Source organism: Teichococcus globiformis, assembly GCF_042646265.1.
Classification (GTDB): domain Bacteria; phylum Pseudomonadota; class Alphaproteobacteria; order Acetobacterales; family Acetobacteraceae; genus Pseudoroseomonas; species Pseudoroseomonas globiformis.
Map to the genome: position 1 here is coordinate 306,018 of NZ_JBHRTN010000007.1, position 26,977 is coordinate 332,994.

Annotated in this window: 25 protein-coding genes; 10 read left to right on the top strand and 15 right to left on the bottom strand. The window is 64.8% G+C overall.

Annotated features, from left to right (window positions below; translation table 11 throughout):
• The first annotated feature begins 12 nt into the window (after nucleotides 1–12).
• Nucleotides 13–1,167: an amidohydrolase gene (locus ACFOD4_RS06665; protein WP_379595150.1), complete on the top strand. Its 1,155-nt coding sequence runs from the start codon at nucleotides 13–15 to the stop codon at nucleotides 1,165–1,167.
• Nucleotides 1,168–1,270: 103 nt separating this feature from the next.
• A complete protein-coding gene (locus ACFOD4_RS06670; protein ID WP_379595151.1) occupies nucleotides 1,271–2,101 on the top strand; it encodes an aldo/keto reductase in 831 nt (276 codons plus the stop codon).
• 12 nt (nucleotides 2,102–2,113) lie between these two features.
• On the opposite strand, the gene dnaQ is transcribed toward ACFOD4_RS06670, so the two are convergent.
• From dnaQ to ACFOD4_RS06685, 3 genes are read right to left on the bottom strand one after another with little or no spacing between them, the layout of a single operon-like run.
• Nucleotides 2,114–2,827 (bottom strand): DNA polymerase III subunit epsilon, encoded by a 714-nt coding sequence (gene dnaQ / locus ACFOD4_RS06675; protein WP_379595152.1) that lies wholly within the window; start codon nucleotides 2,825–2,827, stop codon nucleotides 2,114–2,116.
• Nucleotides 2,824–3,408 (bottom strand): dephospho-CoA kinase, encoded by a 585-nt coding sequence (gene coaE, locus ACFOD4_RS06680; protein ID WP_379595153.1) that lies wholly within the window; start codon nucleotides 3,406–3,408, stop codon nucleotides 2,824–2,826. The genes dnaQ and coaE overlap by 4 nt, the downstream gene beginning before the upstream one ends.
• The gene (locus ACFOD4_RS06685; RefSeq protein ID WP_456316878.1) at nucleotides 3,405–4,247 is read right to left on the bottom strand and encodes a shikimate dehydrogenase; all 843 of its coding nucleotides are present in this window, start codon (nucleotides 4,245–4,247) and stop codon (nucleotides 3,405–3,407) included. Before ACFOD4_RS06685 ends, coaE begins: the two co-directional genes overlap by 4 nt.
• Nucleotides 4,248–4,421: 174 nt before the next feature.
• Here ACFOD4_RS06685 and gshB point away from each other — a divergent pair, with 174 nt between their 5' ends.
• Nucleotides 4,422–5,366 (top strand): glutathione synthase, encoded by a 945-nt coding sequence (gene gshB / locus ACFOD4_RS06690; protein ID WP_379595154.1) that lies wholly within the window; start codon nucleotides 4,422–4,424, stop codon nucleotides 5,364–5,366.
• A gap of 34 nt (nucleotides 5,367–5,400) precedes the next feature.
• Here gshB and ACFOD4_RS06695 read toward each other — a convergent pair whose 3' ends face one another.
• Nucleotides 5,401–6,432 (bottom strand): YeiH family protein, encoded by a 1,032-nt coding sequence (locus ACFOD4_RS06695; protein ID WP_379595155.1) that lies wholly within the window; start codon nucleotides 6,430–6,432, stop codon nucleotides 5,401–5,403.
• A 77-nt stretch (nucleotides 6,433–6,509) separates the two neighbouring features.
• Here ACFOD4_RS06695 and ACFOD4_RS06700 point away from each other — a divergent pair, with 77 nt between their 5' ends.
• Nucleotides 6,510–7,388 carry a LysR family transcriptional regulator gene (locus ACFOD4_RS06700; protein ID WP_379595156.1) on the top strand — a complete coding sequence of 293 codons (879 nt, stop codon included), beginning with the start codon at nucleotides 6,510–6,512 and terminating at the stop codon, nucleotides 7,386–7,388.
• A gap of 4 nt (nucleotides 7,389–7,392) precedes the next feature.
• On the opposite strand, the gene ACFOD4_RS06705 is transcribed toward ACFOD4_RS06700, so the two are convergent.
• From ACFOD4_RS06705 to ACFOD4_RS06740, 8 genes are all read right to left on the bottom strand, one after another.
• Nucleotides 7,393–7,716 (bottom strand): FtsB family cell division protein, encoded by a 324-nt coding sequence (locus ACFOD4_RS06705; RefSeq protein ID WP_379595157.1) that lies wholly within the window; start codon nucleotides 7,714–7,716, stop codon nucleotides 7,393–7,395.
• Nucleotides 7,717–7,861: 145 nt separating this feature from the next.
• A complete protein-coding gene (eno, locus tag ACFOD4_RS06710) occupies nucleotides 7,862–9,139 on the bottom strand; it encodes a phosphopyruvate hydratase (RefSeq protein ID WP_379595158.1) in 1,278 nt (425 codons plus the stop codon).
• Between the two features lie 135 nt (nucleotides 9,140–9,274).
• On the bottom strand, nucleotides 9,275–10,837 hold the full coding sequence (locus ACFOD4_RS06715; protein WP_379595159.1) for a diguanylate cyclase domain-containing protein: 1,563 nt from the start codon (nucleotides 10,835–10,837) through the stop codon (nucleotides 9,275–9,277).
• Between the two features lie 113 nt (nucleotides 10,838–10,950).
• Nucleotides 10,951–12,579: a CTP synthase gene (locus ACFOD4_RS06720; protein WP_379595160.1), complete on the bottom strand. Its 1,629-nt coding sequence runs from the start codon at nucleotides 12,577–12,579 to the stop codon at nucleotides 10,951–10,953.
• A gap of 164 nt (nucleotides 12,580–12,743) precedes the next feature.
• The gene (gene secG / locus ACFOD4_RS06725; protein ID WP_379595161.1) at nucleotides 12,744–13,133 is read right to left on the bottom strand and encodes a preprotein translocase subunit SecG; all 390 of its coding nucleotides are present in this window, start codon (nucleotides 13,131–13,133) and stop codon (nucleotides 12,744–12,746) included.
• Nucleotides 13,134–13,221: 88 nt separating this feature from the next.
• Entirely contained in the window at nucleotides 13,222–13,722 is a 501-nt protein-coding gene (locus ACFOD4_RS06730) for a CinA family protein (protein ID WP_379595162.1), read from the bottom strand.
• Nucleotides 13,719–14,198, bottom strand: coding sequence for a phosphatidylglycerophosphatase A family protein (locus ACFOD4_RS06735; RefSeq protein WP_379595163.1), 480 nt, complete (start codon nucleotides 14,196–14,198; stop codon nucleotides 13,719–13,721). The genes ACFOD4_RS06730 and ACFOD4_RS06735 overlap by 4 nt, the downstream gene beginning before the upstream one ends.
• Complete coding sequence (locus ACFOD4_RS06740) at nucleotides 14,199–16,148, bottom strand: lytic transglycosylase domain-containing protein (protein ID WP_379595164.1); 1,950 nt, start codon at nucleotides 16,146–16,148, stop codon at nucleotides 14,199–14,201.
• A gap of 272 nt (nucleotides 16,149–16,420) precedes the next feature.
• Between ACFOD4_RS06740 and dapA the strand changes: the two genes are divergently transcribed.
• Together dapA and smpB are read left to right on the top strand one after the other, a co-directional pair.
• Entirely contained in the window at nucleotides 16,421–17,299 is an 879-nt protein-coding gene (dapA, locus tag ACFOD4_RS06745) for a 4-hydroxy-tetrahydrodipicolinate synthase (protein ID WP_379595165.1), read from the top strand.
• A 65-nt stretch (nucleotides 17,300–17,364) separates the two neighbouring features.
• Nucleotides 17,365–17,850: an SsrA-binding protein SmpB gene (smpB, locus tag ACFOD4_RS06750; protein WP_379595166.1), complete on the top strand. Its 486-nt coding sequence runs from the start codon at nucleotides 17,365–17,367 to the stop codon at nucleotides 17,848–17,850.
• A gap of 7 nt (nucleotides 17,851–17,857) precedes the next feature.
• On the opposite strand, the gene ACFOD4_RS06755 is transcribed toward smpB, so the two are convergent.
• The 3 genes from ACFOD4_RS06755 to ACFOD4_RS06765 all read right to left on the bottom strand — a co-directional run bounded on the left by ACFOD4_RS06755 (nucleotide 17,858) and on the right by ACFOD4_RS06765 (nucleotide 21,734).
• Entirely contained in the window at nucleotides 17,858–18,796 is a 939-nt protein-coding gene (locus ACFOD4_RS06755) for an alpha/beta hydrolase (protein WP_379595167.1), read from the bottom strand.
• 50 nt (nucleotides 18,797–18,846) lie between these two features.
• On the bottom strand, nucleotides 18,847–20,133 hold the full coding sequence (locus ACFOD4_RS06760; RefSeq protein WP_379595168.1) for an AmpG family muropeptide MFS transporter: 1,287 nt from the start codon (nucleotides 20,131–20,133) through the stop codon (nucleotides 18,847–18,849).
• Nucleotides 20,134–20,222: 89 nt separating this feature from the next.
• Entirely contained in the window at nucleotides 20,223–21,734 is a 1,512-nt protein-coding gene (locus tag ACFOD4_RS06765) for an aldehyde dehydrogenase family protein (protein ID WP_379595169.1), read from the bottom strand.
• Nucleotides 21,735–21,908: 174 nt separating this feature from the next.
• Between ACFOD4_RS06765 and ACFOD4_RS06770 the strand changes: the two genes are divergently transcribed.
• The 4 genes from ACFOD4_RS06770 (at nucleotide 21,909) to ACFOD4_RS06785 (ending at nucleotide 26,821) form a co-directional block, all read left to right on the top strand.
• The gene (locus ACFOD4_RS06770) at nucleotides 21,909–22,538 is read left to right on the top strand and encodes a GntR family transcriptional regulator (RefSeq protein ID WP_379595170.1); all 630 of its coding nucleotides are present in this window, start codon (nucleotides 21,909–21,911) and stop codon (nucleotides 22,536–22,538) included.
• Nucleotides 22,539–22,657: 119 nt separating this feature from the next.
• Nucleotides 22,658–24,160, top strand: coding sequence for a malonyl-CoA decarboxylase (locus ACFOD4_RS06775; protein WP_379595171.1), 1,503 nt, complete (start codon nucleotides 22,658–22,660; stop codon nucleotides 24,158–24,160).
• Between the two features lie 107 nt (nucleotides 24,161–24,267).
• Nucleotides 24,268–25,584, top strand: a complete 1,317-nt coding sequence (locus ACFOD4_RS06780) for an SLC13 family permease (RefSeq protein WP_379595172.1) — start codon at nucleotides 24,268–24,270, stop codon at nucleotides 25,582–25,584.
• 34 nt (nucleotides 25,585–25,618) lie between these two features.
• Complete coding sequence (locus ACFOD4_RS06785) at nucleotides 25,619–26,821, top strand: CaiB/BaiF CoA transferase family protein (RefSeq protein ID WP_379595173.1); 1,203 nt, start codon at nucleotides 25,619–25,621, stop codon at nucleotides 26,819–26,821.
• Nucleotides 26,822–26,977 lie beyond the last annotated feature (156 nt).

Sequence of the window (26,977 nt, forward strand, 5' to 3'; positions counted from 1 at the left end):
ATGCCTTCCCGTATGGATCCGACCCTTGCAGAAACGCTCACCCGTTGGCGCCGGCATCTCCACGCCAATCCCGGACTGACCCATCACGAGGGCGCAACGGCGGCTCAGGTGGTGGAGTGGCTGAAAGAGCTCGGCATCACCGATATCACCCAGCATGTCGGTGGCCATGGCGTTGTCGCAACCCTTCAACGCTCCGGCAGCAACCGCAGCGTCGGGCTGCGCGGTGACATGGACGCCCTGCCGATCGAGGAGGCGGGGCAGGACCTGCCCTGGCGTAGCACCGTGTCGGGCGTCATGCACGCCTGCGGGCATGACGGCCACACCGTGGCGCTGCTCGGCGCCGCCGCCCTCCTGATGGCCGACCAGAACTGGAGCGGCACGGTGCGGCTGGTTTTCCAACCGGCGGAAGAGGGCGGCGGCGGTGCCGCTTCCATGATCAAGGATGGCTTGTTCCACCGCTTCCCGATGGACCAGATCTATGGCTGGCACAACTGGCCAGGCTTGGCGACAGGAACCATCGCGGTGCATGAGGATGCCGTCATGGCAGCTGGAGACCGCTTCGAAATCGCCATCGAAGGCCATGCCGGGCACGCGGCATTGCCGCACCTGACAAGGGACCCGGTTGTTGCGGCGGGCCATGCCATCGTTGCCTGCCAGTCCATTGTCGCCCGGTCGCTCGATCCGATGGACACGGGCGTGGTCAGCCTGACGACCATCCATGGCGGCGAGGCCCAGAACCAGATCGCTGCCCGGGTCGATATTCTGGGCAGCATGCGCTTCCTGCGTGACGAGGTTGGCGAGCAGATCCGCAGCGGATTGCGCCGGGTGGCGGCGGGGCTGGAGGTGACGTTTGGCGTGAATGCTTCCGTGGCCTTTCGTGGCGGCGTCCCGGTGACCCGCAATCATGCAGGGCCGCGGGAGATGGCCGCCGAAGCTGCCGCGGCCGTGTCGGCGCTGCGCCGCGACATTCCCCCGGCCATGACCGGCGAGGATTTTTCCCGCTTCCTGCAGGAGGTTCCCGGCGCCTTTGTCTGGATCGGAAACGGCTCGGCCGAGGGAGGGCGGGAACTGCATAATCCCGGCTACGATTTCAACGATGACGTTCTTCCCGTCGCGAGTGGTTTCCTGGCAGAGATCGCCCGGCGCTCCCTGGGCCGCTCCGCTTAAGGCGCCGGCTGCTGCCTTGGCAACGTGATGGAGGCGAGGGGGTTGCCGCAGGGCGCCTCCTGCCTGATCCTTGGCGGCAGACAAGCGAAGAGTAACCGCTGCCATGAAGATTCCTGTTCTCGAAACCAGCCGGATCGCCATCCCGAAGCTGGGACTTGGCACGTTCAAGATGACCGGCGCGGAAGGACAGGCAGGAGTCGAGGGTGCGCTCGCGCTAGGCTACCGTCACCTCGACACCGCCGCGCGCTACGAGAACGAGGCGGAGGTTGGCGCGGCCATGGCCGCCGCCGGCTTGCCGCGGGAGCAGATCTTCCTGACCAGCAAGGTATGGTGGGACAGCCTGGAGCCCGAGGCGCTGCGCCGCTCACTGGACGCCTCGCTCGCAAAGCTCCGGACGTCCTATCTCGACCTTTTCCTGGTGCACTGGCCGGCGCCGGGGATGGATCTGCCCGGGATTATCAAGACCCTTGGCGCGGCACGGGAGGCCGGGCTGATCCGGGCCTGGGGTGTCTCCAACTTCACGCCCTCACTGATGCGTCAGCTTGAGCAGATGGGCGCGGAGCCAGCCTGTCTGCAGGTCGAGTACCACGCGCTTCTGTCCCAGAAGCCGTTGCTGGATTGGTGCCAGCCGCGAGACATTGCGCTCACCGCCTATTCACCCCTGGCTCGTGGCATCCTGGCCGAGCAGCCTGTGCTGCGCGACATTGCTTCAAGCCATGGTGTCTCGCCGCTTCAGGTGGGTCTGGCCTGGCTTCTCCGTCAACACGGTGTGGTGGCCATTCCCAAGGCGTCGCGCCGCGAGAGCCAGCAAGCCAATCTCGACGCAGTTCAGCTGATGTCCCGTCTCACAGTGGAGGAGATCGCCACGATCGACCGGCTGCCCAAGGATCAACGACAGGTTCAGCCAGACTTCGCGCCGGACTGGAATTCCTGAACCGACCTGTCTTCAGCCGGCTGCGGGTTCCGCCGCTTCCACGCTGTTCCAGAGCGGCTCCTTGAGCTTCTGGACGAAAGCGTGGTGTGCGGCGATTTCCGCTTCCGTGGGCATGATGAGCCGGGGCGACCGTGCGGTATCTGCGGTGGACTGAACGGCGACGATCACCGGGGATTGCAGGACGGGGGCGGATACGAGGCCGAGGCCCGGCTGCTTGCCGCCCATCAGTTCCAGATAGACCTGCGCCAGAAGCTGGACGTCCAGCAAAGCGTTGTGCGATGTGCGCATCGAATTGTCGATGCCATACCGCCGGCACAAAGCATCGAGGCTGTTTGGCAGGCCAGGAAAACGCTTCTTCGCGAGCACCAGGCTGTCGATCATCCGCCGACGGTCAATGGTTGGCTGACCTGCCTTCTTGAACTCGGAGTCCAGAAAGGCGAAGTCAAAGCTCGCATTGTGGGCCACGATGGGATCGTCACCAAGGAACACCAGCATCTCTGGCAGGATCTCGGCGAATTTTGGCTTGCCGCGCAGCATGTCCCAGGTGAAGCCATGCACCCGTGCGGCTTCCTCCGGAACCTCGCGCTCCGGATCGATCAGCACATGGTAGTGCCGCCCGGACGGAACCAGATTGATCAGCTCCACCACGGCGACTTCCAGGATACGGTCGCCAGTCAGCGGGTCCAGCCCGGTGGTTTCGGTGTCGAGGATCAGAGTGCGGGTCATCGAAGGCTCTGCAGCAAGCGAGTGATGGCGCGGGTGGCATGGCCGCGGGACAGGCCGGTACGGACAACAAAATCCGCACGGCGCTGCTTTTCGGCATCCGGCATCTGGCGGGCCAGAATAGCGGAAAGCCGTTCCCGCGTCATGCCGGAGCGCCGAAGCACGCGCGCGCGCTGCACCGCGGCGGGGGCGGAAACCACCACCACCACGTCGCATCGCGCATCGCCTCCTGTCTCAAACAGCAGCGGGATGTCCAGCACGACCAGCCGTCTGCCCTGCCTGCGGCATCGCTGAATGAAGCGCCGCTCCTCCGACCGGACCAGGGGGTGCACGATTCTCTCCAGGCGCTTCAGGGCAGCGGGATTTCCAAGTACCGCCTGCCGAAGGGCTTCCCGGTTCACCCCGCCATTCGCGATCGTGCCAGGAAAGGCGTCGCCGATCGGCCTGACCGCGCGACCCCGCACGGATTGCAGGCGATGAACCGTGTCGTCCGCGTCGAAGATGGGGATACCGAGGCGGCGGAACTGCGTAGCCGCATGTGACTTGCCCATGCCGATGCCGCCTGTCAGGCCCAGAACCATCATGCCGCGCGCGGCAGGTCGCCGGCGACAAACTCCCGCAAGGCCGCGTCGACCTCGGGCGAAATGCCGAACCACGCCTCGAAACCCGGCCGGGCCTGATGCAGCAGCATGCCCAGCCCATCCACCGCACGCAATCCACGCCGGCGCGCCGCTGCGAGCAAGGGCGTTTCAAGCGGAACATAGACGGCATCCGCGACCACGGCGTGCGGCGGCAGAGGAGTGAGATCGATTTCCAATGGCGGCTGACCGACCATGCCAAGGCTGGTCGAATTCACCAGAAGCGCGGCTTGGGCAAGATCCGGCTTGGAGGCCACCTCCACCGCACCGCCAATCTCGCGTGCCAGGGTTTCGGCCCGCCCGATGCTGCGATTGACGATGGTGAGGCGGGGGCAGCCAGCATCCAGCAAGGCCGCGGCGATGGCGCGGGCGGCGCCTCCGGCACCCAGCAGAATCGCCGGCCCCGCATCCGCGCGCCACCCGGGTGCCTGCTCGCGGACGCTTTCCAGAAAGCCGAACCCGTCCGTGTTGCTGCCCAGAACACGGCCTTCCCGGAACACCAGCGTGTTCACCGCTCCGGCCCGGACCGCGCTGGGTGCCACCTCGTCACAGGCGGCGAAGGCAGCTTCCTTGTGCGGGATCGTTACGTTGGCGCCCTTGAAGCCCATTCGGAGCAGGGCGCGGACCGCAGTGGGAAAATCCTCCGGGCTCACCTCAAGGGGAATATAGGTACCATCGATGTCATGCTGCCGCAGCCAATAGCCGTGCAGTCTGGGCGACCGGGAATGTGACGCAGGCCAACCGAGGACGCCGGCCAGCCTGGCCTTGCCAGAAAGGATCGTCATGGAAGCATCAATCCGTTTCCTTCCACTTCGCCGCGGCCTCTGCCGGCTCTGAACGTCACCTCGACATTGCGCGGAGATCCCGGCGCGACGCCGCCTCTGGCCTTCGGGCCCAAGCAGTGCCACCAATCGGCCTGACCGGCCGTGTCACTCGGCCCCGCCCGAATGGAGCATATCATGGTGAAGCCCTTGAAAGTGGCTGTCCAGATGGACCCGATCCAGAGCGTCAACATTGACGGGGACAGCACCTTCGTCCTGATGCTGGAAGCCCAGGCCCGTGGCCATGCCTTGTGGCATTACCATGTGAAGGACCTGACCCTGCGGTCGGGCCAGGTGCTGGCTCGCGCGCAGCCGGTGGAGGTGCGACGGGAGAAGGGCAACCACTACACACTTGGAGAAGCGCGGGAAGTCGACTTGTCCACCATGGACGTGGTGCTGATGCGGCAGGACCCGCCCTTCGACATGGCCTATATCACGGCGACGCACATCCTGGAGATGCTGCACCCCCGCACCCTTGTGGTGAATGATCCGGTGGCCGTGCGTAACGCACCGGAGAAGCTTTTCGTGATGCAGTTCCCCGATCTAATGCCAGACACGATGATCACGCATGATCCGCTGGAAGTGCGGAAGTTCCGCGAAAAGCACGGCGATATCATCGTCAAGCCACTCTTCGGCAATGGCGGAGCGGGCGTGTTCCACCTCCGCCCCGAAGACGGCAACCTGAATGCCCTGCTCGAACTTTACGCCGAACGCTCGCGCGAGCCCCTGATGATCCAGCAGTATGTTCCGGCCGTGCGGCTGGGCGACAAGCGCATCATCCTGGTGGATGGCGAGCCGATGGGCGCGATCAACCGCGTGCCCGCTACCGGCGAAAGCCGCAGCAACATGCATGTCGGTGGTCGTGCCGAGAAGGTGGCACTGACCGAGCGTGACCGCGAGATCTGTGCCCGGATCGGACCCGCCCTGAAGCAGCGGGGCCTCATCTTTGTCGGGATCGACGTGATCGGAGATTATCTTACCGAGATCAACGTCACCTCGCCGACCGGCCTTCAGGAGGTGGCTCGCTTTGACGGCGTGAATTTGGAGAAGGCGCTCTGGGAGGCCATCGAGGCGAAACGCTGATAGGCGCTGGCGGCTGGTACCGTGCCGTGCTGCCTCAGCCTGGCTGCAGAACCACGATCAAGGCCAAGCTGAGCAGGGCAAGCAGAAGCAAGGACAGCAGCACGGTCATGGTCACCGCAGTGCCGGCCTTGGCCATGGCGCGCATGTCCACGCCCAGGCCCAGGGCGGCCATGGCCAGCACGGTCAGCACTTCTGCAGCCCAGGCGATGGGATGCAACAAAGCGGCGGGCAGCCATCCCATAGCCCGGATCGCCGCCAGCACTATGAAGCCGACAATGAACCAGGGAACCAGCTTGGCCAAGCCGGGCCGCTGCCCTGGCCCGGCGCGGCGTGCCGTCAGCAGGGAGAGTCCGAGCACCACCGGCCCAAGGGCAAGCACCCGGACCAGCTTGACCAGAGTGCCCATCTGTACCGCCAACGGTCCGACCGGAGCGGCGGCCGCCAAAACCTGTGGTACGGCATAAACGGTGAGGCCAGCGAGCACGCCGTATTGAAGCGGGTCCAGCGCCAGAAGGGGGACCAGAAGGGGCAAGGCCAGCACCACGCCTACGCCGAGCGCTGCCGTAAAGGCGATGGCGGCGGCCACATCCTTGGCCTGTGCGCCAATAATGGGTGCCACCGCCGCAATGGCGGAGTTACCGCAGATGGAATTGCCGCAAGCCACCAGCACAGCCATTTTACGCGGTAGGCCGAAGCCCCGGCCGATGCTGTAGGTCAGCACGATCGACAGGGCGACGATGGCTCCAATGCCGAGGATCAGGGCGGGACCGGCTGCCAACAGGGCCGTTGTGCTGAGAGAGGCGCCGAGCAGCATCACCGCGACCTCCAGCAACGTCTTTGCACTGAAAGCGATACCCGATGCCGCCTTGGCAGGAAGGGGAACCAAGGAGCGCCAGGCGGTGCCGAGCAGGATCGCCAACACCAGGGCGTCGAGCCAGGCCCGACCCAGCAGATGCGTCTGGAAGCTGGCGAGGATGGCAGCCACGACAGCGATCACTCCGCAGAGGGCGAGGCCGGGTAACAGTTTGAATGCGGGGTGGGACAAGGCGGAAGTGTTCGGCGGCATCTCACAAGAATGAAAGGATTGAACCAATCAATCCAACATGTTGCTCTTGTCATATCGTTCGTTAAAACCGATCAGTTATGACGCTGGAGCAATTGCGGATCTTTGTGGCTGTTGCGGAGTGCGAGCACGTCACGCGCGCAGCCGGTACGCTGCACCTGACCCAGTCGGCAGTCAGTGCCGCCATCCGCTCGTTGGAAGCCCGGCATGGTATCGCCCTGTTTCACCGTGTTGGCCGTCGGATCGAGCTGACGCAGGCGGGCAGGGTGTTCAGAGCTGAGGCGGTAGCGGTGCTGGCCCGGGCCGAAGCGGCAGAGCTGGTCTTGTCGGAGCTTGGCGGCACCCTCCGCGGTACCCTGCGGATTCAGGCCAGTCAGACGGTGGCAAGTTACTGGCTGCCACCATTGCTGGTGCGGTTCGGCACCATATGTCCTGAAGTCACGGTGGAAGTTGTCGCGGGAAACACCAGCAGCGTGGCGCATGCGGTGGAAGCCGGGGCGGCCGAGTTAGGACTGGTGGAGGGTGAAGTGGATAACCCCCTCCTTGATCAGACGATTCTGGCGCGTGATCAGTTGATCGTGGTGACAGCGCCTGGTCACGTCTGGGCCGGGGGAGGTCATCTCGAAGCGGAACGGATGTTTGAGACGTCGTGGGTTCTTCGCGAATCCGGATCAGGCACTCGCGCCGCCTTTGAGGTGTGGCTTCGCGAACATGGCCTGTTGCCGGAGAGGCTCCAGGTGACGCTGGAACTGCCCTCGAACGAAGCAGTGCTGGCAGCCGTTCAGGCCAACAATGGCGCGACGGTTGTTTCGGAACGCGCCGCAGGACCGCACCTCGCAGCGGGACTGCTGGTTCGCTGCGGGGTCACCATGCCGCCCCGCAGCTTCAAGGCGTTGCGGCACCGCGAGCGTTATGCAAGCCGTGCCTCGCGCGCTCTTGTGGAACTGGCGCTGCGCTGATGGCTCAGTAGAGACGCTGATTGCTGCCGTATGGCACCACCAACTCGTCCTTGCCTACCATGTTCAGCAGCGCCCTGGCACGCTCATCAAGCACGTCGCGGTCGATAAGATCACCACGCAAGCCCGCGACTTTCCGTTCCATCGCGTCGCGCTCAGCTTCCACCTTGGTCAGTATGCCATGCGCTGAGCTGATCTCGGCGGCTTTCGCTTCCCGTGCCAGCGAGCCGACGCGCGGGCCATGAACGGCGTACCAGGCGAAGTGCCAGATGAGCCCGCCAAAGACCAGCGGCAGCCAAAGGATGTTGATTGTCCGCTTGATGGCCCGCATGGAAGGCTCCCGCCAAATCAATGCCTTGAAAGGCTGATATCAGGCGGGAGGTTAACGCTGGCTTGCTAGATTCTTGCAAGCTTTACCTTCACGCGGTAGTGAATTTTTTCTGGTCGTGGCGCAGCTGCCACGACCTGGAGCTTCCTCAGCGCTTCAGAATGGTGCGCCCCGCGTAGCGAGCGGCCGGTCCCAGCCCCTGCTCGATCCGGATGAGCTGGTTGTACTTGGCCAGGCGATCGGAGCGCGAAAGGGAGCCAGTCTTGATCTGCCCGCAATTCGTGGCCACAGCGAGATCGGCGATGGTTGAATCTTCCGTCTCGCCCGAGCGGTGGGACATCACGGCCGTGTATCCGGCGCGGTGCGCCATTTCCACCGCTTCCAGCGTTTCGGTCAGCGAACCGATCTGGTTCACTTTGACGAGGATGGAGTTGCCGGTCTTCTTCTCGATGCCCTGGCGCAGGCGCTCCGGATTGGTAACGAAAAGGTCGTCGCCCACCAGTTGCACCTTGCCGCCGAGCTTGTCGGTCAAAAACTTCCAGCCTTCCCAGTCATCCTCGGCGCAGCCATCCTCGATGGAGATGATGGGAAACTTAGCGCAAAGATCGGCCAGGTAATCGACCATGCCGGCGGCATCCAGCTTCTTGCCCTCGCCCTCCATGTCGTAGGTGCCGTTCTTGAAGAACTCGGTCGAGGCGCAGTCGAGAGCGAACATGATGTCTTCGCCGACCCGGTGACCGGCGGCCTCGCAGGCTTTGGCGATGAAGCCCAACGCTTCGTCGGCGGACTTCAGATCGGGTGCAAAGCCGCCCTCGTCACCGACATTGGTGTTGTGGCCCGCATCATGCAGTGCCTTCTTGAGGCTCATGAACACCTCGGAGCCAATACGGGCAGCCTCGGCCGAGCTGCCTGCTGCCACCGGCATGATCATGAATTCCTGGATGTCGATCGGATTGTCGGCATGCTGTCCGCCATTGATGATGTTCATCATCGGCACGGGCAGGGTACGGGCGAAAACACCACCCACATACCGGTAAAGCGGCACGTCGAAATGGTTCGCAGCCGCCTTGGCCGTGGCCAGCGACACGGCCAGAATGGCATTGGCGCCGAGGCGCGACTTGTTTGGCGTGCCGTCGAGGGAGATCATCACCTCGTCGATCTTCACCTGCTCGGTCGCATCCATGCCGGACAGGGCGTCGAAGATTTCACCTTCGACATTGGCGATGGCCTTCAGGACGCCCTTACCATGGAACCGAGCCTTGTCGCCGTCGCGCAGTTCAACGGCTTCGTGCGCGCCGGTGGAGGCTCCGGAGGGAACCGCGGCACGACCAATCGCGCCGCTCTCCAGCACAACATCGACCTCAACGGTGGGATTGCCACGGGAATCCAGGATCTCGCGGGCGATGATGTCGGCAATGGCGGTCATGGGAGGCCCCCCTTCGGCAAAATGGCGCGCAGTTCACGCCGGTCCTAGCGCGGATAGGACGGTCCGCACGGCAGGGCAAGGGCCGCGCACAACGCGGGAGACGACATTTCCGTGGCCTAATTTCGCCGCATCGCCTCAGGCGGCCGAGTCATGATCCCTTGCGGCCCGGCCGCGCTTGACACCGTACATTGCCGCATCCGCATGGCGGAGCAGGGCGGAGGCGTCCGTCCCATGCTGAGGAAACAGGGCCACGCCCAGGCTGGCGCCCACAGTGACGATGTGGGCGCCGTGGCTCATGGGCTGGGCGAGGTTGCGCTGGATTCGCGCCGCCGCCAACTGCCACAGATCCGGCGCCGGAAGGTCGGAGAGCAGCACGATGAACTCGTCCCCTCCAAGCCGCGACACCGTGTCCGTCGGCCGAACAGCGCCGCAGAGGCGGCGCGCTACTTGGCGCAGGATGGCGTCGCCGGCATCGTGACCCAGCGTGTCGTTGATGGGCTTGAAGCGATCCAAGTCGATGAAGATGACGGCCAAGCTGCGTCCGCTTGCCATGGCGTCGGTGATAGCCTCATGCACGCGCACCTCAAGCAATGTCCGATTCGGCAGGCCGGTGAGTGGATCGTGCTGAGCGGCGTGGGCCAACCGGCGGTTCATGCTGGCGGTTTGCTCGTGATGGGTGGCGATGGCGCGGAGCAGCCAGCACAGGGTGAAGGTGATGCACAAGCCAGCCAGCAGCACGGCCAGGGGCAGGGCGGAGAAGGCAAAATTCTGCGACGGCCGTGTCAGGGCGACCGCCCATTGCCTGCCGGCAACAAGAATGGTCCGTTCCAGGCGATGTCCGCTTGCACGGGGGGCCGGCGCGTTCCCCTCATCCGTATCGAGGATCAGGATTGGCTCAGCGGGCGGCTTACCCTCGATGCCTCGATCTTCGATGCGCAGCCGGTAACCATTGCGGGCATCCGGCAAGACGCCGACGAACATGTCGGGGCCCTTGATGACGCCGTTCACCAGACCCTCAAAGCCCTGCCGACGCTGGACCTCGGTCCAGGCGGGAGCGTTGCCGCGGTACAAGGCCAGCCGCACCACGATCACGGTGCCATCCTGCGTTCTGACCGGCGGTCCGGCGGTGGCTACTCCCGTGTCCCGGGCGCGTTCGATGGTGCGCAGTCTCGCGGGTTCGGCACTGGCATCGTAGCCGAAACCGGATTCATTTCCGGCCATCGGTTCCATGTACAGCACGGGCGTATAGAAGTTCCGGTCACCGGCAGGCGTAATGGCGAAGTCCGGATAGCCGTTCGGATCCAGGCTGCGATCGGCGCGAGCACTGCTCTCGAAGGAGAGTTGCTCACCATGAGGCACAAGCGGCGCGTACTGCACCGACATCATGCCGGGAAAACGCTCGCTCAGGCGTAAACCTGCGGCGTGCTCATGGAACTGCATGCGGCTAACATTGCTGCCTACACTGAAGAGCCCGCGGAAGCCGGCAAGCAGATCCAGGTTCCGCAGCATTCGCTCATCCACCAACTGCGTGACGTGCCGGAAAGCGTCGGTGAAGCTCGCATCTGCATCGTGGGCGCTGCGCTTCCAGGTGACCTGCCACAGGATCAGGGTACCGAGGAGACCCAACAAGGCCATCAGCGCTGCGGCACGGTGCAACAGCCTGACCCGGTCGGCGAGAAGCTTCGACGCAGCAAGCATGGAAAACCTCCGACGGCAGGTCCGGCCGCCGCCACGAGGGATTCCGCAGGAGGGGACAGGCCGGCGCAGGATTCCTCCGCCGCCCTTGCCAGAGTGCTAAGGCGGTGGCGTGGTCAGACCAGGCGGGCCTGCTGTACGGCCGCGCCCACGAACCCACCGAACAGAGGATGCGGCGCGAACGGCTTGGACTTCAGTTCGGGATGGTACTGAACACCAATGAACCAGGGGTGATCGGGATACTCCACGATCTCCGGCAGCAATCCGTCCGGCGAAAGGCCGGAGAACTGCAGCCCGGCTTCCTCCAGACGTTCGCGGTAGCCGATGTTGACCTCGAAGCGGTGGCGGTGACGCTCTTCGATTTGGGCCTGTCCGTAGACCTTGCGGACCAGGGAACCTTCGGACAGTTGCGCAGGATAGGCACCCAGCCGCATCGTGCCGCCGAGGTCGCCTTCGGCGCTCCGGATTTCGCGCTCATTGCCTCGGAGCCAATCGGTCATCAATCCCACAACCGGTTCCGCGCAGGGACCAAACTCGGTGGAGGACGCCGCCTCGATGCCCACGAGGTTCCGCGCTGCCTCGATCACCGCCATCTGCATACCGAAGCAGATGCCAAGGAACGGCACCTTCCGCTCCCGTGCGAAGCGTACAGCCTCGATCTTGCCCTCCGCACCGCGCTCACCGAAGCCGCCCGGCACCAGGATGCCATGCACGCCCTCCAGGCGGTCCAGCGCATCCGGGGTCTCGAATACTTGGCTGTCCACCCATTCCAGACGCACCTTCACGCCGTGCTGGATGCCGCCATGGGTCAATGCCTCTGCCAAGGACTTATAGGCATCCAGCAGCGAGATGTATTTGCCGACCACGGCGATCTTAACCTCGCCCTCGGGATTCTCGAGTCGGCGGACAATACGCTTCCAGTTGGAAAGGTCCGGGTCACCATAGATCGACAGGCCGAAATGCCGCAGCACTTCGCGATCCAGCCCCTCCGCGTGGTACTGCAAAGGCACGGCATAGATGGAGCTGGCATCCAGCGCCGGGATCACGCTCTCAGGCCGAACGTTGCAGAACAACGCGATTTTGCGGCGCTCGTTCTCGGGGATCGGCCTGTCGCAGCGGCAGAGAAGGATCTGCGGCTGGATACCAAGGCCCAACAGCTCCTTCACCGAGTGCTGAGTCGGCTTGGTCTTCAGCTCGCCAGCGGAGGGGATGTAGGGCACCAAGGTCAGGTGCATGAACAGGCTGCGCTGCGGGCCGAGCTCATTGTGCAGCTGGCGCAGCGCTTCCAGGAAGGGCAGGCTCTCGATGTCGCCAACCGTGCCGCCAACCTCGACCAGAACGAAATCCAGCCCTTCGGTGTCGGCCGTGGCGGCTTCCTTGATGGCGTCGGTGATGTGCGGGATCACCTGCACGGTCCCGCCGAGGTAGTCGCCGCGGCGCTCCTTGGCGATCACCTCGGCGTAGATGCGGCCGGAAGTGTAGCTGTCGCCCCGCGACGCATGCACGCCGGTGAAGCGCTCGTAATGGCCCAGATCAAGGTCGGCTTCCGCGCCATCGTCGGTAACGAATACCTCACCGTGCTGGTACGGGCTCATCGTGCCCGGATCAACGTTGAGGTAAGGATCAAGCTTGCGAATGCGGACCTTGTAGCCCCGTGCCTGCAGGAGGGCGCCAAGGCTGGCCGCCGCAATGCCCTTGCCGAGGGAGGAAACCACGCCGCCGGTGATGAAAACGAACCGCGTCATGGGCCACCTTTCTAACGCGCCGCATCGTCGCCGGGAAGTGGCGGGATGGCAAAGCTGCTGCCTGATGAAAGCGGAGCTGGATAGGTTCCGCCGGGGATCGAGGGGCTGACGGCACCCTCCACAAAAGAGTCGGGCGCCTGGTTGCCCGGCGCCCGTTCAGCGGATCAGTTGGTCGGCACGCTGGCCGGCGGTGGAGTCGCTGGTTGCGGCGGCGCAGAGCTTCCGGTGGTGCTGCCAGGCTGCCCGGCCGGAGCGGATGGCTGCAAAGGCTGCTCACCGGTCACGGCGGGCGGCGGCGGGGCATCCAAAATGGAACCGGCTCCCGATTGTCCGCGTCCAATCAGCGCCATGGCCATGGCCAGGGCCATGAACAGTGTGGCGAGGACCGCGGTGGAGCGGGTCAGAAGATTGGCCGTGCCGCGCCCCGTCATGAACGAACCCATGCCTTGGGAAGAGCCGATCCCAAGGCCGCCGCCTTCGGAGCGCTGCAACAAAACCACGCCGATCAGGGCGAGGGTCACGAACAGATGCAGGACGAGCAGGATGGTCATCATGGCGGTGCGCTCATAGCCGTCTTCGGCGCCGCGCGCCAGCGGCGATCGCCATGCCCGCCGGAGCTTGCGCAGTGGTTTGGCGTCCGGCTCAGGCTTTTGCGGCTTCAAGAAGCAGGTTCAGGGCCTCAACCAGACTGGCTGAGCGCACGGCGTCCCGATCGCCGGCGAAGACGTGATGGCGCGCGACGGTGTCGCCGCCTCTTTTGGCAGCGGCGAAGTGCACCAAGCCTACGGGCTTGTCCGCAGTTGCGCCTCCTGGTCCGGCAATGCCGGTGATCGCTACGGAAACATCGGCGCTGGAGCGATCCAGGGCACCTTCCGCCATGGCGCGAGCCACAGCTTCGCTGACGGCGCCGAACTCAGCCAGGACGGAGGCGGGAACGCCGAGCATGCTTTCCTTGGCCTCGTTGGAGTACGTGACGAAGCCAGCCAGAAGGGTGGATGACGAGCCTGGTACTGCCGTCAGCGCCGCGCTGACCAGCCCACCCGTGCAGCTCTCGGCGGTCGCGATGCAGAGGCCCAATCGTTGAAACCGGACCAGTACCTCGGCGGCCTGTTCCAACGCTGTCGCCGAAGGCCAATGGTTCACGGCATGAGCTCCATCGCGTGCAGCGCCATGATGATGGAGGCGGCCAGGCCCCCTGCGAAAAGATCGTCAAGCATCACACCGGCCGTGCCCTTGCGCCGGTCAGCCCATCCTACCGGGCCTGGCTTGGTGATGTCGAAGAGGCGGAAAAGAAGGAAGGCCAGAACCAAGCCAGTCATGTCACCGGCGGTGGCCATGCCGGCAAGCGCCAGGCTCTGCCCGGCCCCCTCATCGATCACGATCCAGGACGGATCAAGGTGCCGGTCGGCGACACGCTCCACCGCCCACCAGCCCAGCAGGGCCAGCAGGGCTGCCAAGGCGAGGCAAAATTCAGGGCCGAGCAACCCTGCCGGCAGAATCAGCGCGCTGCCCCATGTTCCGGGCGCAGGGCGCAAGAAGCCTACGCCGCCCATGCTGGCCAGCAGGCGCGGCAGGGTGGCGGCCGGCAGGATGGGCGGGGCGGCTAAAGGCGTGGTCATTCAGCGAGACGCCACCTCGGAGTGGCTTCTGTCAAGCCAGGGCTGCAAAGGATGCTCCAGGTCGTTCTGCCCGAGCAGCGCCCGGTAGATCACCGCGTTCTCCACCACCCGCTGTGCATAGTTGCGGGTTTCGGAGAAGGGGATCTGCTCCATCCAGTCGATCAGATCTTCCCGCGGACCGCTGGATGGTAGGCGTGGATCACCGTAGGTCACGAGCCATTCCTCCACACGGCGTGGACCGGCATTATAGGCGGCGGCAGCCATGGCGAGGTTGCCGAACCGGGCTAATTGGTCCGACAAGTAACGAGCGCCGAGTCGAAGATTGTGGTCCGGCCGGCTGATCAGCCAGGCCGTCTGGTTCGGGATGCCCATCTGACGCGCCACAAGCACGGCAGTGTCCGGCAGCAGCTGCATCAGCCCGCGGGCATTGGCCGCCGAGGTGGCGGACGGATCGAAATTGCTCTCTTGCCGAGCCACGGCATAGACGATGGCAGGCTCCGCCGGAGAATCATCCGGCAGCGCGTAGGGTGTCGGGAAGCCTTCCGGAAGCAGCACCACGCCATCGGCCCCGGCACGGCGCGCTACCCACACAGCATGGTCCTGGCGGCCGATGCTCGCCGCCAGCCTGGCTGCCAGCATCTGCTCACCGGCGCTCGGCGCAGTGCCCTGAAGGCGCAGCAGGAAGGACCGCGCGCGGTCCGTGTCGCCCAGATCCGCCAGCGTCAGGACCGCGTGCACAAGATCCTTGTCGAGGAAGGCGGCGGCTTGATCGGCGGTGGGCTGCGGCGAGGCAACAGCGCGGATCCGGCTCGCGAGCTGCGCTGGGGATTCACCAAGCGCGCGGGAGGCAAGCTGCCCGTAGAAGGCGGTGGGGAACGCTGCGGCAGCGGCATAGAAGGCAGTGGCTTCCTTGCCCCGGGCGCGGGAGGCGGCGGCGCGCCCCTGCCAGTAGGCCGCGCGGGAACGGGTGATGACGCTGTTGCTGCCCCGGTCCAGCCGGGCGAAATGTGCGGCGGCCGCAGCCGGGTCGTTCAGCTTGCGGAGCGCAACGAAGCCCGCCAGGAACTCGGCCTCGTAGAACGCCTCGCCATCGGTGGCGCCATTCCGGGACGCTAGTCGATAGGCCAGGGCTGGCTCGCCCAGGCGCATCAGCTTTCGCGCCAGGATCTGCCGCTCCGCCCAGACTGCCCGGGCGGCTTCGGAGGTGAGGTTCTGCAGCAGCGGCTCCGCCGCTTGCCAGACCGACGCCGCCTCACGGTCACGCTCCTGTCGCCGGAGGTGCCGCGCCAGCTCGAAGGACAGGGAAAGATGCCGTGCCGCGCGGGGTTGCGCACCAGCCTCCGCCGCAGCTTCGCCCTCGGCCAGTGCCAGGCGCAGCTCGGCAGCCAGACGTTCGCCGGGGGGGAGAAGGGGAACCACGCGTGCGGCGCCCTGCATCTGCCTCTGCCAACCAAGCCGTTCGTAGCGGATCTGATGATCCTCCGGCGTCAGCACACCGGCGAGACTGGTCAGGAAGCCTGCCTCCGCACCCGGGTCCGGTGGTGTGTCACGCCAAGCTGCGCGGATTGCCCGCACAGCGCCGGCCTGATCACCACTTCGTTGCAGCGCCTCGGCATATTGCCGTGCGGCCGTGAGGCCTCGTGGCGGATGATGCTGGAACAGCTGCAGGATAAGGGCATCCTCCGCCATTACAGGCAGGGCTTCCTCGCCACGCAGCGTCAGCGATGCCATAAGCGGCCAGCCAGGATTGGCCGAAGTGAAGGCCGCAATTTCCTGGGCATTGGACAGGCCACGAACCTGCATCCGCATCCAGGCGATCAGTTTCACCGCCATCGGGTCAGCGCCCGCATCGGCAATGGACTGGGCCTCGCTCCAGCGTCCGGCATTGGCTGCCGCCAAGGCGAGCCGCCCCGTTGCGCGCTCGGATTCGGACGCCCAGGGCTGTGCCATGGCCGGTGCCGGCGCGGAACCTAGCGCAGGCAGGATCAGCAGGCAGGCCAGGCCGATGGCACGGCCACGTGCTGCGGCGAAAGGGGATGTGGTTCTGCTTCGGAGGCGCGGCGAGAGCATAAGCTGCAAGGTAGAGCAGAACCCGCCCAACGTATATCTTTCGGTTGCCCGGCCGGCGCCATGCCATGCTTTCCCACGCGGCAGCGCTTGCTCACGGAAGGCCACGCGCCTAGCTTCGCGTTTTGCCGACCTGCCCGGGAAAGTCTCAGTCAATGTTCAAGGGGTCTCTTGTCGCTCTGATCACGCCAATGGCCGCGGACGGCAAGCTAGACGAGAAGGCCTTCCAGGACTTTGTGGCTTGGCAGATCGGGGAGGGCACGGAGGGTCTGGTGCCTGTCGGAACGACGGGCGAGAGCCCGACTCTCTCGCATGATGAGCATCATCGGGTGGTGGAACTCTGTGTCGAGGCGGCCGGAGGCCGGGTCCCGGTCATTGCCGGCGCCGGCTCCAACTCCACGGAAGAAGCCATTGCCCTGACCCGCCATGCGAAGCAGGCCGGCGCCGATGCCGCCCTCGTGGTGACGCCCTACTACAACAAGCCGACGCAGGAGGGGCTGTACCTCCACTTCACGGCCATTGCCGATGCGGTGGACCTGCCGATCATTATCTACAACATCCCGCCCCGGTCGGTGATCGACATGTCGGTCGAGACGATGGCGCGGCTTGCGAAGCATCCCAACATCGTCGGGGTCAAGGACGCCACCGCCAACCTGACCCGGCCGCTCCATACCCGCCTGAGCTGCGGTGCTGATTTCTGCCAGCTTTCTGGCGAGGATCACACGGCCCTGGCCTTCCGTGCCGCCGGCGGCGTAGGCTGCATCAGCGTGACCGCCAACGTCGCGCCGCGCCTTTGTGCCGAGATGCATGACGCTTGGCAAGCCGGCCGGATCGACGATGCCATGGCCCTGCAGGACCGGTTGACCCCGCTGCACGATGCCATGTTCTGCGAGACTTCGCCCGGGCCAGTGAAGTTCGCGGCCAGCCTCCTAGGCAAGTCGTCGCCTTTCTGCCGGTTGCCGATGGCGCCCGTGTCGGACATCACGGAGGGGCGTGTGCGAGCCGCCCTGGCTCAGGCCGGCCTCCTCAACTAAGCCCTTGAACTGGAAGGGAGGCGCGCCATCTCTCGCGCCTCTGCCTTCTGCCGGATGAGACACCCATGGCCGAGCCCCGAAAGAAAGCGCTGATTGCGCACGGCACCGCCGCGCAGAACCGCAAAGCGCGCTTCGACTACAAGATCGGAGATACCTTCGAGGCAGGGATGGTGCTGCTTGGTCCTGAGGTGAAGTCGCTCCGGGCTGGGCGTGCAGCGTTGGCCGATGCATGGGCGGGCGAACGCGACGGCGAGATCTGGCTGTTCAACAGCTACATCCCGGAATGGCAGGCGGGCAGCTTCATGGCGAAGTTCGAGCCACGCCGCCCGCGCAAGCTGCTCCTGAAGAAGAAGCAGGTCCAGCAGTTGACGGGCGCCGTGACGCGGGAAGGGGTCACCCTGGTTCCACTCGAGATCCTGTTCAACGAGCGTGGCATTGCCAAGGTGCTCCTCGGGCTGGGCGAGGGCAAGAACAAGGCCGACAAGCGGCAGGCCATCGCCGCCAGGGATTGGCAACGGGATAAGGCCCGTCTGATGCGCGACAAGGGTTGACCCGCGGTTAGACTTCCAGAGCGAACCGCATGGCGCGGCTCACGGCGGGTGGAACGACGGACCCGTGGTTCTCGCCATCGAATAGAACAAAATCCACGCGTGGGCCTCTCGGCCCGAGCGAGGCCATTCTCGCAGCCAGATCCTGGACCTTGCCGATCATGAGCCGTCGCCTTGCGGCCGCCTGACGTTCGGGCGACATCATGGCGATTTGCTCAGGGGTCCGCTGCTCCAGGCTGCCAACGGTCAGCAAGAGGCGCTGGCCAGCTGCCTCCGGAGGAAGGGAGGCGGCATAACGCTGTTCCTCCTGCAGGACGACCCCTTCCTGCCACCAGATGGAAGGGCTGGCGGCGATCACCGTGCCGAACATCGCCGGCCTGGTCAGGAAGCTGTGCAAGGCACAGAGACCGCCGAATGAGTGGCCGAACAGGCTCAGTTGCCGCCGATCGATCGGGAATTGGCTGGCAATCTCCGGGATCACGCGTCCCGAAATGAAATCAAGAAAGGCATCTGCCTGGCCAGTTCCGTCGGGTGCCTTAAGCCCCGTCAGCGTATAGTCCCGATCGCGGGAGAATGGTCCCCCCGGTGTCTCGAAGGCACCGTCCGGATAGGTCATCCCGATCAGCAAGGCTGGCGCCAGCCGCGCAGCGCCTTGCCTCTTCTCCTGCTGCTGGGCGAAGGCTGTGGCAATGGGAAAGGTTGTGGAGCCGTCCAGCAGGAAGACCACGGGGTAGCCGCCAGGCGGTGGAGGCGAGGAGGGGCGGGCCAGCAGGATGCGGTGCCGGTTGCCTTCGGCGCTTTCTATGTCCCAGTGGGTCGTTTCTGCCAGGGTCACGGCGGCGGCGGTGCCACGGGACAGGGCGGCGGCAAGAGACAGACTCATGACGGCGCGGCGGCCGACATGCGTGGGTGCAGCGGGGAAATCGGCATCATGGTGTCCAGCAGCCATTCCGCGTGTTTATTGCGAGCTTCTCGCAGCGGCAAGCGCAGGGCGCTGATCTACCCCTCGCCGAGGCTCCCCCGCGCATCTTCGGCCACTGTTCGGGACGGAGGAAGCCGGCGTAGGAGGAACAGCATGATGGCCATGGCGGGGAGGGCAGCGATGGTGGTCAGCAGAAAGAAATCGGTCCAGCCGAGCCAGGCCGCCAGCGTGCCGGAGCCGGCGCCCAGCGTCCGCAGTGGCAGAGCAGCCAGGGAAGACAGCAGGGCATACTGCGTCGCGGTGAAGGCCCGCCGGGTGAGGCTGGAAAGATAGGTCACGAAGGCTGCGTCGGCGAGGCCGTCGGTGAAGTTCTCGATTCCAACCTGGGCATACAGCATCGGCATGCTGTGGCCCGCCTGGGCAAGTGCCACATACATGAGGTTGGACAACATTTGCGCCATGCCAGTCAGAATGAGCGCCCGTGCCGTTCCGATGCGGAGAACCAGCCACCCTCCCGCCAAGGCCCCTGCAAGGGTGGCGAAAAGCCCGAAGACGCCGCTGGCAGCCGCCACCTCGGTGCGCGAAAAGCCCATCTCCCGGTAGAAAGGTGCCGTCATCACCCCGGCCAACGCTTCGCCCAGCTTGAACAGGGCGATGAACAGCAGCAACCAGAGCCAGTAGGGCCGGCGCGTGAAGTCCACAAAGGGCTCGACCACTGCCGCACGTAGCCGGGTGGCCCATCCCCCCGTAATGGCCCGATTGTGCTGTGGTTCCGGGCCGAGCCAGACGGCGCAGAAGCCGATCCCGATCAGCGCGGCGCAGTAGCTGAATGCAACGCTCCACCCTGCCACTTCCGCAAGGGCCAGGGTTCCCGCATTTGCTGCCAGGAGAGCGCCACGGTACCCCCAGACATAATAGGCAAGTCCCAGCCCCTGCTGTTCCTCGCCCAGGATCTCAATGCGGTACGCATCCACCACGATGTCCTGGCTAGCAGACAGAAAGGCGACCAGCACCGCTACGCAAACCGTTATTTCCGGATCAAGGGCGGGGCTGGTCAGGCCAAGCGCCAGGATGGAAAGAGCCAGCAGGGGCTGGATAGTGGCGAGCCAGCCCCTGCGGCGGCCCCAGCTGCGGAAGGCAGGAGGCATCAGGTGGTCCAGAAGCGGGGACCAAAGGAACTTCAGGGAATAGGATAGCCCAATCAGCGCAGTAAGGCCTATGGCGGCTAGCGAAATACCGCTTTCCGACATCCACTGCCGCAGGATGAAGGCAGTCAATGGCAACGGCACCCCGGCCGAGAAACCAAGGGCCAGCATGATCAGGAAGCGGCGATCGGCGAAAACCGGTGATTGAGGAAGGCGCATCGGGACGGGTCTGCCATGGCCAGGGACGGTATCGAACCGCCCCTGGACCGGCAGGAGCAGCCTCCGCTCCTTTTAGCTGAGCTTGGCCATCAGGCCATGTTCACCATGATGGTTTTCTTATGGGTGAAGTGTTCCAGCATGGATTCCAGACTGGCTTCCTTACCGAGGCCGGAGGCCTTGACGCCGCCATAGGAAAGGTTGGGTTGCACTACCAGGTTCTGGTTGATCTGCACCAAGCCGGCCTCGATGCGATGCGCGAAGCGCATGGCGATCTTCAGATTGTTGGTCCAGACACTGGCGGCAAGGCCGAACTCTGTGTCGTTGGCATCGGCCAGTACCTGATCGGCATCGTCGAACGGGAAGATCACCGTGACTGGGCCGAAGATCTCCTCGCGCACCAGGCGGCTATCCTTGGAGAGGCCTGTGAAGATATGCGGCTGGATGAAGAGACCCTTCCGCAGGGCCGCGTCCGCCGGCATGCGGGCGCACGCGCGGCCTTGAGCGCCGGCTGTGGCCTTACCTTCCTCGATGAAGCCCGCGACCTTGTCGAACTGCGCAGGGGAGATGATGGTGCCGATGTCGGTCTTTTCGTCCAACGGATCACCCATCACCATCGCATCCACCCGGCGCGCCATTTCTTCGACGAAACGGTCATGGATCGAGCGTTCCACGAAGATGCGGCTCGCTGCCGTGCAGCTCTGTCCCTGCCGCGTGAAGCGCATCGAGGTTAGGGCGCCCTGCACCGTTTTCTCGAAGTCACAATCAGCGAAGACGATCATGGGAGACTTCCCGCCCAGTTCGAGCGTAACGGGAATCAGCTTCTCGGCAGCCGCCTTGTAGATGATGCGTCCGGTCTCGACGCTGCCGGTGAAAGTCACTTTCTTGACGAGCGGGTGCTCCACCAACGGCGCACCGCATTCCGGACCCTGCCCGGACAGGATATTGAAGATGCCGGGCGGCAGCACGCGGTTCATCAGCTCGACGATGCGCAGAACGGCGAGAGGTGCTTCTTCGGCGGATTTCACGACGATGCTGTTCCCGGCAACCAGTGCCGGCGCCGCTTTCAGCGCCATCAGCATCATGGGGATGTTCCACGGGATGATCGCCCCAACCACCCCCAGCGGCTCGCGCACCGTGATGTTCAGGACATCCGGTCCGAAGGGCACAGTTTCGCCTTTGATTTCGCCGGCCAGACCGCCGAAGAATTCGAAGATGTCGGCAACGTTGCCGGCCTCTACTCGGCTTTCAGTGCGCAGCGCTTTACCGGTTTCCAAGGCGACGAGGCGCGCCAGTTCCTCGACGTGGTCGCGGATCAGCTGCGCCGCCTGATGCACCAGCATGCCACGCTTCCGCGCGGGGATCTGAGACCAGCCCTTCTGCGCCTCGGCCGCATTGGCAACCGCCAACTCGACATCGCCGGCATCGCCATCTGCCGCCTGGGCAATCTCGGCGCCGGTTGCCGGATTGACCACCGGGAAGCCCCTGCCGGAGCGCGAGGGAACTAGCCTGCCGCCAATGAAATGCGCGCCGGAGAGGGAACGAGCCAAGGTATGCGGATCAAGGCAGGGTGTTGATGGCAGCTGTTCCAGCGCGTCGGTCATCAGATATTCTCCAGCATAGGTCTGTATCGCGGCGGCAGACGATGCGCCGAGGCGGCCGCTCTCGCAAGGGAGTGCCCGGGCCTGGGGAGCACTGGCACGGTCTTCGTGGGTAAGGCAGCATCATGGATCATGAGCCACCGCACGCCGCGAATCGCCATCCCAATAGCGGCCACCTTGGCCGAAACCATCCGCAGGCAACTGGCCGACGATATCACGGCAGGCCGACTGCTCCCCGGCAGTGTCATCGAGGAGGCGGCCGTCGCTGAGCGCTTCAATGCCTCGCGCACACCGGTCAGGGAGGCCATCCGTGGACTGGCGGCGTCGGGGCTGGTTGCGATCGAGCCGCGCCGTGGCGCGCGAGTCGCCAGCACGACGCTGGAGGAAATGGCGGATTTGTTTGAACTGATGGCCGAAACCGAAGCCATGTGCGCACGCCTCGCGACCTACCGCATGTCGGCTACGGAGCGCTTCACCCTGCAGAACTTCCACACCGAGTTCGATCCCGCCACAACAACCCTGGATGGGTACGACAGCTACAATCGCGCCTTCCATGAGATGTTGTATCAGGGCACACATAACGCGGTGCTTGCCGCCCAAGCCGCGGCGCTCCGCCTGAGATTGGCGCCTTATCGCCGCGCGCAGCTGCACGAGGAACGGCGGACGGTGCGATCCTATGTGGAACATGCGGGCGTGCTTGAGCAGGTTCTCAAGGGTTCGGGAGAGGAGGCGGCGCAGCTGATGCGCGCGCACATGCTGAGCGCCAGCGCTGCCCTGGCCCTTTACATACGCCGCGGCCGCAGCTGAGGCCGAAGGTATACTTGCAGCGGGTAGAAGAAGCGGTTTGTATAATGCCGATTACTACCGGGCCGAGCCTCCCGCCGAGGCACCCACCCGGTCCGCCGTCGTTCGCCGGGAGGGTCAGTATGCCGATTTCGATCACCATGGAAGCCCGGACCTGGCTGGAGCGGCTGTGGTCCGGGATCGCCGATCGGGGACGGCCATACGCCGACGTGCCGGCCATCGCACGGCCGCCTCTGGTCCGTGCCGAGTTGCTGGCGAAGTCGCTGCTCTCGGAGCGGGGCGAGGCCTCGGGTGCTGCGGTGGCCCGCGAGTTGTTGAGCGTGCTGCATGATCTGAATGCGGAGGATAGTGCCGCGTTCCGGCTTTTCCTTGCCAACGAGTTTGTTCCCGATGAAGAGGCGCTGCGCGGCGCTGCGCAGGCTTATCTGGAAGAGCCCTCCGCCGCGCGGGCCATGGTGCTGTTCGACAAGGCGGAGCCGCCGAGGCAGGAGCTGCTGCGTCGCATGAACATGGCGCCTGGCGGCACCGCCGCGCTGGTGGCGCTTCGCAAAGCGTTGCTGGGCTCCTTGAAGAAGCAGCCGGAGCTCAAGCCGCTCGACGCGGACCTGCAGCATCTTTTCGCATCTTGGTTCAACCGCGGTTTCCTGGAACTACGCCGAATCGATTGGGACACTTCCGCGTCCGTGCTGGAAAAGCTGATCGCCTATGAAGCCGTGCACGAAATCATGGGCTGGCAAGATCTTCGCCGCCGGTTGGCGCCCGATCGCCGCTGCTTCGCCTTCTTCCACCGGGCCCTGCCGGGCGAGCCGCTGATCTTCGTTGAGGTCGCGCTTGTGAAGGGGCTGGCCCGTGCCATCCAGCCACTGCTGGCGCCGCCGGAGGCGGACATCCGCGATGAGAATGCCGATACCGCCATCTTCTATTCCATTTCCAACTGTCAGGAAGGCCTGCGTGGCGTCAGCTTTGGCAACTTCCTGATCAAGCAGGTGGTGGAGGAGCTGAAGGCCGAGCTGCCGCAGATCACAATTTTTTCCACGCTTTCGCCGGTGCCGGGGTTCTGCCGCTGGCTCAAGCGGCGCCTGGAGCGCCAACCCTCGGCACTGTTGCCGGAGGAAGCGGGCGCCTGGCACGCCTTGCAGCCTGCCGAGCCTGGGGCAGAGCCCCTGTCGACTGCCGATCTTCTGGAGGCGATCACTCAGGGCGAGTGGTGGCTGGACGAAAGGCGCTCCTCCGCCCTCCGGGGACCGCTGCTTCGGCTGACAGCGGAGTACCTGACGCGACCAAACACCGGCATGGGCGCCATCGATCCCGTGGCGCGCTTTCACCTCGGCAACGGTGCGCGGCTGGAACGGATCAATTGGCTGGGGAATGTGGCCTCACGGGGCATGACCGAGTCCTTCGGCATCATGGTCAACTACCTCTATGATCCGGACGAAATCGAAGCGAACCATGAGGCTTTCACGCGGTCTGGCGCGGTGGCCCGCTCGGCGGAGGTCGACGCGCTGGTAACCGCACCTGCGCTGCTTCTGCCGCGAAGCGGCGCAGCGAAGTCGCGCGCGGGCTACCTGCCACGGTTGCTGGGCGGCACGCCCGCGAATGGCGAAGGCTCGAAGTCAGGCAGCTGAGTCTTCGCGGCCCTGAAGGTAACAGCGTCACCTGATGATGCTTCCGGGGCCGGACCCGCTCCCGCCAGCCATTTTCGCTGTAGTTTCACCACAAGGAACGTCCGAAGATGTCGCCTGCCATAGCTTCCATTCTGGGGCTGGTCGTCCTGTTTGTTCTTGGAACGGCGCTGCCCATCAACATGGGAGCGCTTGCCTTTGCCTTGGCCTTCCTGATCGGCACCTTCGCCGTGGGCATGGGGGCCAGCGCTATTCTTGCCGGCTTCCCGGGCGACCTTTTCGTCACCCTCGTGGGCATAACCTACCTCTTCGCCATCGCGCAGAAGAACGGAACGATCGATCTTCTGGTGCACTGGGGCGTCGTTGCCGTGGGGGGGCGCATCGCCGCGATCCCGTGGGTCATGTTCGGTGTTGCCGCCGTGCTGACGGCGATCGGTGCCGTCAGTCCGGCGGCGGTGGCCATCATCGCGCCGATCGCCTTGCGCTTTGCCCGGCATTACCGGATCGATCCCTTGATGATGGGCCTGCTCGTGATCCACGGCGCGCAGGGTGGCGGGTTTTCTCCTATCTCCATCTATGGGGGCATCACCAACCAGATCGTGGAGCGATCCGGCCTGCCAGGGAACGAGATGTTTCTGTTTCTGGCCAGCCTGATCTTCAACCTTGTTGTCGCGGTGGGCGTGTTCTTCGCGTTCGGCGGCGCCCGGTTGATCGGGCAGCGTGATACCGGCAGCCATTCCGATTTCGAGGAGGGGAGTGGTGCCTCCCTGCCTGTCCGCGGCCATGGCGGCACGCCGGCGGCTGCAAATGGCCACCAGGCGCAGAAGCGCGCGACGCGGGATCAGATCCTGACCTTGGCGGGATTGCTCATTCTCGGCGTCGGCTCTCTGGTCTTCGGCCTGAATGTCGGCATGGTCGCCATTACGATCGCAGTGCTGCTGGCACTCTTCTCGCCGGAAGCCCAGAAGGGTGCCATCGACAAGGTCAGCTGGTCCACTGTGCTGCTGATCGCAGGCGTGATCACCTATGTCGGCGTTCTGCAGCAATCCGGCGCCATCGATGGCGTGTCGAACGGCGTGGCGGGCCTGGGTGCGCCGCTGCTGGCAGCGTTGCTGCTGTGCTATATCGGCGGGGTCGTCTCGGCCTTCGCTTCGTCCACAGGCGTGCTGGGCGCCATTATCCCGTTGGCCGTTCCTTTTCTGGCCGGTGGTGAGATTGGTGCGGTAGGCATGATCGCCTCGCTAGCCATCTCGGCCACCATCGTCGATGTCAGTCCTTTCTCAACCAATGGCGCGCTGGTGCTCGCAAATGCGCCGGAAGGCGAGAGGGAGAAATTGTTCCGCCGCTTCCTGATCTATAGTGGCCTTGTCGTCGCTGCCGGGCCGGCTCTGGCCTGGGCGGTTCTGATCGTGCCGAACTGGATGTGATCCTCGTGCAGCAAAGAATGAAGGAGCAAACGCCATGACCCAACCCACCGGACCGCTGAAGGGCCTGCGCGTCGTCGATCTGACCCGGGTTCTCGCTGGCCCCACCTGCACGCAGATGCTGGGCGACCTCGGTGCCGAGGTGATCAAGATCGAACGGCCGCAAGCTGGCGACGACACGCGCGGCTTCGCGCCGCCCTTCATGCCGAACACGCGGGAAAGTGCCTATTTCGTCGGCGTCAACCGCAACAAGCAATCGGTGACCCTCGACATCTCGAAGTCCGAGGGCCAGGCGGTGGTGCACCGCCTGCTCGAGAGCGCTGATATCCTGGTGGAGAACTTCAAGGTTGGTGCACTGGCCAAGTTCGGACTGGCTTACGACCAACTGAAGGAAAAATATCCCGGTCTGATCTACTGCTCCATCACTGGCTTCGGCCAGACCGGGCCCTACGCTCCGCGTCCGGGCTATGATGCCCTGATCCAGGCCATGGGGGGTGTTATGTCCCTGACGGGAGAGATCGAGGGTGAGCCGCAGAAGGTTGGCATCCCGGTGGCCGACCTGTTCGCCGGATTGTATGGCACCATCGGCGTGCTGGCCGCTCTGCGCCACAAGCAAGAGACGGGCGAGGGACAGCAGATCGACATCGGCATGTTGGATACCCATGTTGCGTGGCTAGCCAATCAGGGGATGAACTACCTGGCGACTGGGGAGAACCCGCCGCGCCTGAGCAACCAGCACCCCAACATCGTCCCCTACCAAGTGTTCCCCACCGCCGATGGATACATGGTGCTTTCGATCGGCAACGATCCCACCTTTGAGCGCTTCTGCAAGAATTTCGGGCTCGAGCATCTGCTCGCCGATGAGCGCTACGCCACCAATGCCGCACGGGTCGGCAACCGCGCGCTGGTCACCGAAACCCTGACGGCCGTGACACGCTCCATCCCGACAGATGAATGGATCGCCAAGCTGGAGGCGTTGAAGATCGGCTGCGGCCCCATCAACACACTGGACCGCGTCTTCGCCGATCCGCACGTCAAAGCACGGGATATGCTGGTGCGGATGGAACACGCTTCAGGCGAATCCATGACGGTGATCGCCAATCCGGTGAAGCTCTCCGCGACGCCGCCGGATTACCGCTCGGCCCCGCCAGTCCTGGGACAACATACCGACGCGGTCTTGAGCAGGCTCGGCTATTCCGCGGATGAGGTGGCAGCCATGCGAGGCAGCGGCATCGTCTGACGGCAGCGGCATTGGCAACGTCATGACGGAACGGCGGCGGCTTCCACCGCCGCGTGGCTGCGATATCGCAACCATTTCCGCCAAGGCCACGTTGGGCGGTTCATGCGCCCATCCAGGGAGCCAAGGAGAAGCCGGATGATTGCCCTCTCACGTCGG

Excerpts from the sequence above, each read along its gene's own strand:
- ACFOD4_RS06665 (WP_379595150.1), top strand. The coding sequence starts at position 13 with ATGGATCCGACCCTTGCAGAAACGCTCACCCGTTGGCGCCGGCATCTC.
- ACFOD4_RS06670 (WP_379595151.1), top strand. The coding sequence starts at position 1,271 with ATGAAGATTCCTGTTCTCGAAACCAGCCGGATCGCCATCCCGAAGCTG.
- dnaQ (WP_379595152.1), bottom strand. The coding sequence starts at position 2,827 with ATGACCCGCACTCTGATCCTCGACACCGAAACCACCGGGCTGGACCCG.
- coaE (WP_379595153.1), bottom strand. The coding sequence starts at position 3,408 with ATGATGGTTCTGGGCCTGACAGGCGGCATCGGCATGGGCAAGTCACAT.
- ACFOD4_RS06685 (WP_456316878.1), bottom strand. The coding sequence starts at position 4,247 with ATGACGATCCTTTCTGGCAAGGCCAGGCTGGCCGGCGTCCTCGGTTGG.
- gshB (WP_379595154.1), top strand. The coding sequence starts at position 4,422 with ATGGTGAAGCCCTTGAAAGTGGCTGTCCAGATGGACCCGATCCAGAGC.
- ACFOD4_RS06695 (WP_379595155.1), bottom strand. The coding sequence starts at position 6,432 with ATGCCGCCGAACACTTCCGCCTTGTCCCACCCCGCATTCAAACTGTTA.
- ACFOD4_RS06700 (WP_379595156.1), top strand. The coding sequence starts at position 6,510 with ATGACGCTGGAGCAATTGCGGATCTTTGTGGCTGTTGCGGAGTGCGAG.
- ACFOD4_RS06705 (WP_379595157.1), bottom strand. The coding sequence starts at position 7,716 with ATGCGGGCCATCAAGCGGACAATCAACATCCTTTGGCTGCCGCTGGTC.
- eno (WP_379595158.1), bottom strand. The coding sequence starts at position 9,139 with ATGACCGCCATTGCCGACATCATCGCCCGCGAGATCCTGGATTCCCGT.
- ACFOD4_RS06715 (WP_379595159.1), bottom strand. The coding sequence starts at position 10,837 with ATGCTTGCTGCGTCGAAGCTTCTCGCCGACCGGGTCAGGCTGTTGCAC.
- ACFOD4_RS06720 (WP_379595160.1), bottom strand. The coding sequence starts at position 12,579 with ATGACGCGGTTCGTTTTCATCACCGGCGGCGTGGTTTCCTCCCTCGGC.
- secG (WP_379595161.1), bottom strand. The coding sequence starts at position 13,133 with ATGATGACCATCCTGCTCGTCCTGCATCTGTTCGTGACCCTCGCCCTG.
- ACFOD4_RS06735 (WP_379595163.1), bottom strand. The coding sequence starts at position 14,198 with ATGACCACGCCTTTAGCCGCCCCGCCCATCCTGCCGGCCGCCACCCTG.
- ACFOD4_RS06740 (WP_379595164.1), bottom strand. The coding sequence starts at position 16,148 with ATGGCACAGCCCTGGGCGTCCGAATCCGAGCGCGCAACGGGGCGGCTC.
- dapA (WP_379595165.1), top strand. The coding sequence starts at position 16,421 with ATGTTCAAGGGGTCTCTTGTCGCTCTGATCACGCCAATGGCCGCGGAC.
- smpB (WP_379595166.1), top strand. The coding sequence starts at position 17,365 with ATGGCCGAGCCCCGAAAGAAAGCGCTGATTGCGCACGGCACCGCCGCG.
- ACFOD4_RS06755 (WP_379595167.1), bottom strand. The coding sequence starts at position 18,796 with ATGGCTGCTGGACACCATGATGCCGATTTCCCCGCTGCACCCACGCAT.
- ACFOD4_RS06760 (WP_379595168.1), bottom strand. The coding sequence starts at position 20,133 with ATGCGCCTTCCTCAATCACCGGTTTTCGCCGATCGCCGCTTCCTGATC.
- ACFOD4_RS06765 (WP_379595169.1), bottom strand. The coding sequence starts at position 21,734 with ATGACCGACGCGCTGGAACAGCTGCCATCAACACCCTGCCTTGATCCG.
- ACFOD4_RS06775 (WP_379595171.1), top strand. The coding sequence starts at position 22,658 with ATGCCGATTTCGATCACCATGGAAGCCCGGACCTGGCTGGAGCGGCTG.
- ACFOD4_RS06780 (WP_379595172.1), top strand. The coding sequence starts at position 24,268 with ATGTCGCCTGCCATAGCTTCCATTCTGGGGCTGGTCGTCCTGTTTGTT.
- ACFOD4_RS06785 (WP_379595173.1), top strand. The coding sequence starts at position 25,619 with ATGACCCAACCCACCGGACCGCTGAAGGGCCTGCGCGTCGTCGATCTG.